Below are 8254 nucleotides of genomic sequence, written 5' to 3' on the forward strand. Positions count from 1 at the left end.
ATGTCAGATCGCCTGAACGACGATAACCTTGCGGACCTGACTAGGGGAGTTCGACGTCCCGCCTATGACCGGAGGGCCATAAAGACAGGCATCGTCCATCTCGGCGTCGGCGCGTTCCACCGGGCGCACCAGGCCGTCTACACGGACGATGTTCTGGCGCAGGATCCTCAATGGGGCATCGTGGCCGCAAGCCTGCGAAGCCCCGATACCTATGATGCGCTGCAGCCGCAGGATGGGCTCTACACAGTCTCTGTCCGTTCGCAGGAGGGTGAGGCGCTCCGGGTGATCGGATCGATCCGACGCATCATCGTCGCCCCCCGCGAGACGGATGACCTGCTGGAGGCGATGGCAGATCCTCAAACGCGTATCGTGACCTTGACCGTCACAGAAAAAGGCTACTGCCACGATCCGGCGACGGGTGCCTTGAACGAGGCCCATCCCGATATCGTGCATGATCTGGCTTATCCGAGGACCCCGAAATCCGCCCCAGGCTTCATCATCGAGGCCCTGCGCCGCCGGCGCATGGAGGGCGTGCCGCCATTCACGGTGTTGACCTGCGACAACCTTCCCTCCAACGGCCGTACCGTGAAGCGCGTTCTCACACGCTTTGCCGAACTGATTGATCCGGAACTCGGGCGGTTCGTGGCTGATGAGGTTTCCTGCCCCTCGACAATGGTCGATCGGATCGTGCCGGCCACAAGCGATCAGGATCGGGAGCGGATTGGCGAGGCCCTAGGCGTGGAGGACGCGTGGCCGGTCGTCACTGAGCCTTTCACGCAATGGGTGATCGAGGACCGCTTCCCGCAAGGGCGCCCGGCCTGGGAAATGGCCGGCGCCGAGTTCGTGGGCGACGTGGAGCCCTACGAGCACATGAAGCTCAGGCTGCTCAATGGGAGCCACTCGACGCTTGCCTATCTCGGCTATCTCGCCGGCTATGAGACCGTTGCCGACACCATGGCCGACGAGGCCTTCGTCAGGCTGATCCGGGGCCTCATGGACGAGGAGGTCACCCCGACGCTGCACATGCCGCAGGGTGCCGATCTAGAATCTTACAAAACCGCCCTTGTCGAGCGATTCAAGAACCCGGCCTTGAAGCATCGCACGTGGCAGATCGCGATGGACGGATCGCAGAAGCTCCCCCAGCGCCTTCTCGGCACGATCCGCGACCGTCTGCGCACCGGGGAAACGATCGGGCGGCTGTCCCTCGGGGTCGCGGCCTGGATGCGCTATGTGACCGGCGTCGACGAGAAGGGTGGATCCATCGACGTGCGTGATCCCATGGCGGAGCGCCTGAGGGCGGTGGCGGACAGGGCAGGGGAATCGGCCGAAAATCTGGCGCGCGGCCTGTTCGGCATCCGCGAGATCTTCGGAGACGATCTGCCGGTTGACTCCCGCTTCACAGGCGAGGTCGTGGCACACCTGACGCGGCTCTATGCGCTTGGGGCAAGGCGCACCGTATCGGAGTTCAGGGCGCCCTAAGGCTCGTGAGACCTAAGCGGCGGCTTCCTTTTCACGCTTTTTCTGGCAGGAGTTGCACCTGCAGCCCATCGGCTTGATGAAGGTCTCGAAATAATTCTTCCCGTAATTGTAGGTGATCTCCTCGCCGGGCTTGATGCGCTTGATCGACTTGATGCGTATCTTGCCCCGCGAGACGGTAGCCTGCGCGTTCGGACGGCATGAGTGGTTGATGTAGCGCGCGGTGTTCCAGCGCGGCGAGCCGTCGATGGTCCAGCGGCTGTTGATCTCGAACAGGTAGCGGGTATTCCGGCGTCTTTCGACCTCCTCGCTCGTGATCCGAGGCCCGATATATTCGATAATGAAAGAGCCCTTCTCGATAACGTCGGTCGCGAAGAGGCCGAGGCCGGTTTCGGACCGCCCGATACGAAAGGGGCCTTCCGGCCTTTTGACACTCATAATTCTGTAAAGCTCCACTGCATCGTCCATCAAAGATGGGACGCGGCTCGATCTTCTCCAGATCCATTTCCCAACTTGTGCGTTCTGCCTCTTAGCGTCCCGTCGAAGTTGCGTGGTCGCAGGTCGGCTGCCGGCAGATATCACAGGCGACATGAGGTTAGTCGAGAAGGAACCGCATGAGCATCGATGCCCTTCCCACGATTTCGGAACGAAGCACCGGCATCGCAATCAGCCGCCGCTCGCCCTTGTCCGTGCTTCCCGCTCTTGTTCGGGACCCGCTCCAGGCTCTGCCGCCGGAAGTTTATCGCGAGCCCCTCGTCTATTCGCGGGTTGCCAACCGCGAGCGGATTTTCCTGCTTGATCCCTCTCTCATCCATGAGGCCCTCGTTCGCAACGCTGATGCCTTGTCGAAGGGAGAGGATGTGCGGCGAGCTCTAGGCCCCGCTCTCGGTCAAGGGCTGTTGACGGCCGACGGCGCCCATTGGCGCTGGCAGCGCCAGTCCGTGGCGCCGGCATTCAGGTATGAGAAGCTGATGGGCCTGCTTCCCGCCATGATCTCGGCGGCGGAGCGGACCCGCGACCGCTGGCTTGCTGCCGGCTCGAGCCCGTCGGTCCGGATCGGTCACGAGATGATGCGCACGACCTTCGACATTATCGTGGAAACCATGATGTCGGGGCCTGGCGGGATCGACGTAGTGCGGGTGGAGCGGGGTATCACGGATTACCTGAAGCCGACCGGCTGGATCTTCGCATTGAGCATCCTCAACGCGCCCGATTGGGTGCCGTACCCAGGACGCGGCCGGGCGAGAGCGGCGACAGGCTATCTTCGCTCGGCCATCACCGGCATGATCGCGGAACGCCGTCGTGGCGGGCAGGAGCGTGAGGACTTGGTCGCGTTGCTCCTCTCCGCAGCCGACCCGGAGACCGGCCGAGTGATGACCGATGAGGAGATTGCCGACAATCTTCTGACCTTCATCACGGCCGGACATGAGACCACGGCTCTTGGGCTCGCCTGGACCTTTCTCCTTCTGGCGCACCACCCGGAGCACGAGGCCAGGGTGCTCACAGAAATAGACGCTGTTACCGGCGGCGGTTCCGTGCGTCCCGAACACATTTCGGAGCTGACTTATACGAGACAGGTCTTCTCGGAGGCCATGAGGCTCTATCCGCCGGCTCCCATCATCACCAGAACGGCCACGCGTGCCTTCCCGCTCGGCGGGTTCATGGTCCCCGAAGGTGCTGTGATCGTCGTTCCCATCCATGCGGTGCACCACCATGCTGCACTCTGGGACGACCCAGAGCGCTTCGATCCCCAGCGCTTTGCGCCGGAGCAGGCGAAAGCGAGGCATCGCTATGCCTATATGCCTTTCGGCGCGGGCCCGCGGATCTGCATCGGCAGCGCCTTTGCCCAGATGGAGGCACTCGCCATTCTGGCTGTCCTGCTGAAAGCCGTTCGTCTCCGGCCGAAATTGGGCTCCATGCCGGCGCCCGTCATGAAAGTGACGCTGAGGCCCAAGGCAGATGCCGAGATGCTGGTTGAAGCACGTTCTTGAATGAACAGCCGTTCAGGATCATGCGCTCGAGCGGTCTTCATGCTCGGCGGAGCGACATGCTGGAAAAGGCGGCCCGCATTCTGCACGTGGCACTAGACAGCCGCCCGAATCTCCGGAACTGCCAGAGCAGTTTGCAACGTGTCGGAAAAGTTCTGGTAGGAAAACGGCTTCGACAAGGTCGGACAGTCGCGGAAGCGCTCCGGGAGCGAACGGAAATCGTAGCCTGTCGAGAAGATGAACGGAATTTTCCGGAAGCGCAGAACATCCGCGACCGGGAAAACAACGGATCCATCCACATTGATGTCGAGAAGACCGATGTCGATCTCAGCCTGAAGAGCAAGGGTGAGAGCGTGATCCAAGCGGGCTGCGGGTCCAACAACCTGGCAGCCGAAATCCAGAACCATATCTTCGATCAACATCGAGATCATGGCCTCGTCTTCGACGATCAGGACTCGCTTTCTTCGATCTTCAAGCATAGCCCCTCCTGGCCGGATCACATCTGATGCTGCACCTTTGCGGCGTCGTTTTACGAATCAGTTGCGATCACTCTAATTCTAACGTCGGTTCCGTTCGCTATCTTATGTTATTAAGGGTTTCAGAAGGCATCGTAACTCCGCCGGCAAGCTAAAGTAAAGACCCCAGCTTCGTCCTCGCTATGAAGGCCGAATACGGGCAATTTCAGCGCGAACGACCGGTGCGATCTTGGTTCCCATGAGCTCGATGGAGCGCATGATCTGCCTGTGCGGCATGGTGCCGACGCTGAACTGAGCCAGGTAGCGATCATGGCTGAAAAGCTCATGCTGGAACAGGATCTTGTCGATGATGTCTTGAGGGCTTCCGACAGCCATCGCTCCGCGTGGGTCACGCAGTGCCTCGAACTGCTGGTGGGTGGTGGGAGCCCATCCCCGCTCCCGGCCAAGCTGCGTCATCACCTGGGCACAAGCAGGAAAGAATTCGTCGGCCGCCTGCTGTGACTCGTCGGTGAGGTAGGCGTGGGTGTTTATTCAAACCTTGAGAACAGCAGGGTTGTGGCCGGCCCGGCCTGCGGCCTCACGGTAGAGGGACACGAGGGGAGCAAACCGCTCTGGTTGCCTCCAGTGATGCCGAGAGCAAGCGGAAGTCCGAGCGCTCCAGCGCGAACGACCGACTGGGGCGTCCCGCCGACCGCGATCCAGACGGGAATGGGGCCTGCACCGGGCGGGGATAGACTGGCTGGTCGGAGAGGGGCGCCCGATGACGTCCAGTCCAGCTCACCCGGTTGTCGGTTCAAATCTTCAGGAGCAGGTCGAGCTTTTCGGCAAACAGGGTGTCGTAGTCCTCGAAATCATACCCGAAGAGCGGGAAGGACTCGATGAAGGAGCCGCGGCCTGCCATGATCTCGGGTGGCCGGGTCTCTGGGCAGCTCCCCGAAGGTGTAGATGCCATGTTCCATGGGAGCCGTCCCCGTGTTCGGTCAATCACACCAATTGTATCTGCGGCTTGACCTAAATGCACCGCGAAGCATTGCGGGGAGCGCCACTCGAAGGCCTTCTGGTGAAAGATGAGGTGATGCGCCGAGGGATTAAAATGGCAGCAGTGACAACATGGTGACCCGTCATTCCCTCGGAGCCATTTGAGCCGGCATGGGGGCTTCGCCGATCATCAACCTCTTGATAGAATTCATGAAATGATGCCTCTCCAGTTCCTCGTGCTGGACAGGGGCATAGGTCAAAAAAAGCAAGAACGGGGGCGGGATTCCCGCGCAGATATCCAATAATCCGCCGGGACCACCTTTTTGGGACCTTGCGTGAAACCTTTAGGTATGAGTAGTTATCTTCTTGCTCTCAATGGTTGGGGGCTGTACGCCTATGGGCGTTTAGGAAACTTGAGACTTTAGAAGGCAGTCCTGATGGGCCGGGGAAATGATCACCGTGATCGCCGACGTCAATTTGGCGGTCAACCCGAAGATCACTGGGGCGATTTCGCTCCACCAACATCTTTTGAACGGCCCATGCGGCAGCAGACATCCTACGGCTCTCCAGCCGCAGGACCCGAAACTGAAGCACGGGTGAAATGGTTCAATCCCGACAAGGGCTTCGGCTTTGTCGAGATGACCGACGGCTCGGGTGAGGCCTTCCTGCACGTCCGGCAGGTCGAGGCAGCGGGCCACTCCGCCCTCGAATCCGGCACGACCCTGGTCATCAAGGTCGGCACGGGCCAGAAGGGCCCGCAGGTTCAGGAAATCGTCAGCGTGGACACCAGCACGGCCGAGCCGGAGCCGCCGCGCGGTGCCCGTCCGGCACGTCCGCCTCGCCAGGGTGGCCCCGGCCAGTCCGGTGGCGGCTTTGGTCGTCCGAGCGGTGGGCCTAGCCCTCGCCCGGTCAGCGGTCCGCCGGAGGTTCCTGCCACCGTCAAATGGTTCGACTCGGTGAAGGGATACGGCTTCGTGTCCGTCGAAGGCGAGAGCAAGGACCTGTTCCTGCACATCTCCGTCGTGGAGCGTGCCGGCCTTAGCCAACTCGACCAGGGGCAGGCGGTCCGCGTCGCCATCGTCGAGGGCCGCAAGGGCCCCGAAGTCGGCGCCATCGAACTCGCCTGAGCGTTCCTGCCTCCTTCACCCTGAGTGAAAAGATCAGGGTCCACTGCGTCAGCAGTGGACCTCTTCAAATGCGCGCACCCACATCTCGCAGACACCGGACCGTACGATGTCGTTGAGGGTAAACTCGACGATCGGCACCGGCAGCATCTGCGACTTGATCAGGTGAATGACCGTGCGGAGACCCGACGTCTCCCGCAGGTCGCACTGGCTCACATCCCCGTTGATCACCACCTTGCATTCCTCCCCGATCCGGGTCAGGAACGTCTTCATCTCGGCCGGCGTGGCATTCTGCGCCTCGTCGAGAAGGATGAAGGCGTCGCGCCAGGAACGGCCGCGCATCACCTCGAACGGGACCATCTCGATATCGCCGTTCTTAATCGCGATCTCGAAAGCCGACGTGCCGATGCGTTCCTTGATGGCCTCGATGACAGGGGCAGCCCAGGGACCGAATTTCTCTTCCAGGGTGCCCGGAAAGAAGCCAAGGGAGCGGCCGCTCGGCACGTTGGGGCGCGTCAGAATGATCTTGCGGATGCGCCGCTGGCGGAACAGGTCCGCTGCATAAGTCGCTGCGATCCAGGTCTTGCCTGTGCCTGCGGGCCCGAGCACCACGACCTGAGAGCTGTTCTTCAAAGCGTCGAGATAATCATCCTGTGTGGCATTGAGCGGTTTGATGGGCGGAAGGCTGCGCTCTCCCTGGAACTTGGATCCGGTGAGGTCGAAAACCTGCGCTGTTTCAAGGGAGCGGCGGGTCTTGCGTCTCTGCTTCTCATGATGCTTGCTCAATGACCAACTCCGGGGTTGAAACTGCGCACACCAATCATCCAGGCACCGCGCAGAGGCGTCTGGAGAAAACTTGCGAGCGAAGTGGGGATACGAGAGCGCGTCGTTGCGGGCGGTGAATGTCCGCGATCCAGAGTGAGAGGATCAGCCTGCCTGCCCATCAAAGCCTATCTTTATCTGCCAGTGGCAAACTATCTTTGATTCTGATGACAGTTTACCGCTGCTACGCCTACCTGCGAGTCAAATGTTAAGCCTGGCTGCTTGGTTCCAGGGCATAACTCCTCTGCGGCGCAAAGGGAGAAATAGCTGTGGATGACCCTTTCGCTGCCCCTCAGGGAAATGGAATCCTTCCCCTGCCACGCCCATGCCAGTGATGATTGGGAAAGAGCCTTAAAGGATGAGAGCGGCATGATCGTCGTATTCGGTTCGATCAACATGGATCTCGTCGCCCGGGTGCCGCGCATCGCCAGACCGGGCGAAACCGTTCTCTCGCGCCGCGCCGACAGCTTCTTCGGCGGCAAGGGAGCCAATCAGGCAGTTGCCGCAGCGCGGGTCGGGCAGGGCGGACGCGGCCAGGTCGCCATGTTCGGCGCAGTCGGCGATGATCCCTTCGGAGCGGCTTGCCTCAAGAACCTCGAAGACAACGGCGTCGATGTTCAGGCCATTCGGGTTGTGGTCGAGCCGACAGGCTGTGCCTTCATCACGGTCGACAAGACCGGCGAGAACGCCATCACGGTGGCGAGTGGCGCCAACATGGCCCTGCGCTCCGCGGATCTCGAGGACGCCCTGCTGGCGAAAACCTCTGTGCTGGTGCTTCAGATGGAGGTGCCGCTGGCCGAAAGTCTCGATGCTGCTGCACGGGCCCGAAGGGCGGGGGTGAGAGTGATCTGGAATTTCGCCCCCGTACCGTCCGTCATGGAGGGTTCGGGCATGGCCGAACTGCTGGAAGTGACGGATGTGCTGGTGGTCAACGAGCACGAGGCCCTCGCCATCGCCGAAATCGTAGGCGAGGCGGCGGGCGACGACTATCTCAAGGCCGCCACTGTCTTGGCGCGCGATTTCGGTCCAACCTGCATCGTGACGGCGGGTGCCCAAGGCGCCTATGCCGTTTCGCGCGACGGCATGGTGATTCATGCGGCGGCCCGCCCGATCACCCCGGTGGACACCACAGGCGCGGGCGACACCTTCGTGGGCGTGCTGGCGAGCAGCCTCGCGGAGGGTTTGGAGATCGGTCCTGCCATGGAACGGGCCTGTGCGGCCGCCTCCCTGTCCTGCCTGACGCCGGGAGCACAAGCCGGAATGCCCCAGAGGGAATCCCTGGAGCATTATCTCTCTCAGGCCTGAGCGTTGGCCTCGGGGATGACCTTGGTCAGGCTGCCGGTGGCGGGGAACAGTGGGATCAGGCAGGCCTGGAGCGCGTGGTAGAGGT

8 protein-coding genes and 1 pseudogene are annotated in these 8254 nt (G+C 61.7%); 5 read left to right on the forward strand and 4 right to left on the reverse strand.

Annotation, left to right across the window (positions count from 1 at the left end; translation table 11 throughout):
• Entirely contained in the window at nt 1-1479 is a 1479-nt protein-coding gene (locus AC0QTX_RS24840; RefSeq protein WP_474606486.1) for a mannitol dehydrogenase family protein, read from the forward strand.
• A 12-nt stretch (nt 1480-1491) separates the two neighbouring features.
• On the opposite strand, the gene AC0QTX_RS24845 is transcribed toward AC0QTX_RS24840, so the two are convergent.
• Nucleotides 1492-1914: an SET domain-containing protein gene (locus AC0QTX_RS24845; protein ID WP_474606487.1), complete on the reverse strand. Its 423-nt coding sequence runs from the start codon at nt 1912-1914 to the stop codon at nt 1492-1494.
• Between the two features lie 176 nt (nt 1915-2090).
• Between AC0QTX_RS24845 and AC0QTX_RS24850 the strand changes: the two genes are divergently transcribed.
• A complete protein-coding gene (locus AC0QTX_RS24850) occupies nt 2091-3467 on the forward strand; it encodes a cytochrome P450 (protein ID WP_474606488.1) in 1377 nt (458 codons plus the stop codon).
• Between the two features lie 56 nt (nt 3468-3523).
• Complete coding sequence (locus tag AC0QTX_RS24855; protein WP_474606489.1) at nt 3524-3970, forward strand: hypothetical protein; 447 nt, start codon at nt 3524-3526, stop codon at nt 3968-3970.
• 150 nt (nt 3971-4120) lie between these two features.
• Here AC0QTX_RS24855 and AC0QTX_RS24860 read toward each other — a convergent pair whose 3' ends face one another.
• Nucleotides 4121-4396 carry a hypothetical protein gene (locus tag AC0QTX_RS24860; RefSeq protein ID WP_474606490.1) on the reverse strand — a complete coding sequence of 92 codons (276 nt, stop codon included), beginning with the start codon at nt 4394-4396 and terminating at the stop codon, nt 4121-4123.
• Nucleotides 4397-4477: 81 nt separating this feature from the next.
• Nucleotides 4478-4847 (reverse strand): annotated as a pseudogene (locus AC0QTX_RS24865) (LLM class flavin-dependent oxidoreductase); the annotation flags it as partial.
• Between the two features lie 610 nt (nt 4848-5457).
• Between AC0QTX_RS24865 and AC0QTX_RS24870 the strand changes: the two are divergent.
• Nucleotides 5458-6045 (forward strand): cold-shock protein, encoded by a 588-nt coding sequence (locus AC0QTX_RS24870; protein ID WP_474606491.1) that lies wholly within the window; start codon nt 5458-5460, stop codon nt 6043-6045.
• A gap of 48 nt (nt 6046-6093) precedes the next feature.
• Here the strand turns inward: AC0QTX_RS24870 and AC0QTX_RS24875 are convergent, their stop codons facing one another.
• Nucleotides 6094-6828, reverse strand: coding sequence for a PhoH family protein (locus AC0QTX_RS24875; RefSeq protein ID WP_474606492.1), 735 nt, complete (start codon nt 6826-6828; stop codon nt 6094-6096).
• A 405-nt stretch (nt 6829-7233) separates the two neighbouring features.
• On the opposite strand from AC0QTX_RS24875, the gene AC0QTX_RS24880 reads away from it, so the two are divergent.
• On the forward strand, nt 7234-8169 hold the full coding sequence (locus AC0QTX_RS24880) for a ribokinase (RefSeq protein ID WP_474606493.1): 936 nt from the start codon (nt 7234-7236) through the stop codon (nt 8167-8169).
• Nucleotides 8170-8254: the final 85 nt, after the last annotated feature.

Source organism: Microvirga sp. jy35 (genome assembly GCF_056148915.1).

What these genes read in the sequence shown, in the direction of transcription:
- AC0QTX_RS24840 (WP_474606486.1), top strand. Translation starts at nt 1, where the DNA reads ATGTCAGATCGCCTGAACGACGATAACCTTGCGGACCTGACTAGGGGA.
- AC0QTX_RS24845 (WP_474606487.1), bottom strand. Translation starts at nt 1,914, where the DNA reads ATGAGTGTCAAAAGGCCGGAAGGCCCCTTTCGTATCGGGCGGTCCGAA.
- AC0QTX_RS24850 (WP_474606488.1), top strand. Translation starts at nt 2,091, where the DNA reads ATGAGCATCGATGCCCTTCCCACGATTTCGGAACGAAGCACCGGCATC.
- AC0QTX_RS24855 (WP_474606489.1), top strand. Translation starts at nt 3,524, where the DNA reads ATGCTGGAAAAGGCGGCCCGCATTCTGCACGTGGCACTAGACAGCCGC.
- AC0QTX_RS24860 (WP_474606490.1), bottom strand. Translation starts at nt 4,396, where the DNA reads ATGACGCAGCTTGGCCGGGAGCGGGGATGGGCTCCCACCACCCACCAG.
- AC0QTX_RS24870 (WP_474606491.1), top strand. Translation starts at nt 5,458, where the DNA reads ATGCGGCAGCAGACATCCTACGGCTCTCCAGCCGCAGGACCCGAAACT.
- AC0QTX_RS24880 (WP_474606493.1), top strand. Translation starts at nt 7,234, where the DNA reads ATGATCGTCGTATTCGGTTCGATCAACATGGATCTCGTCGCCCGGGTG.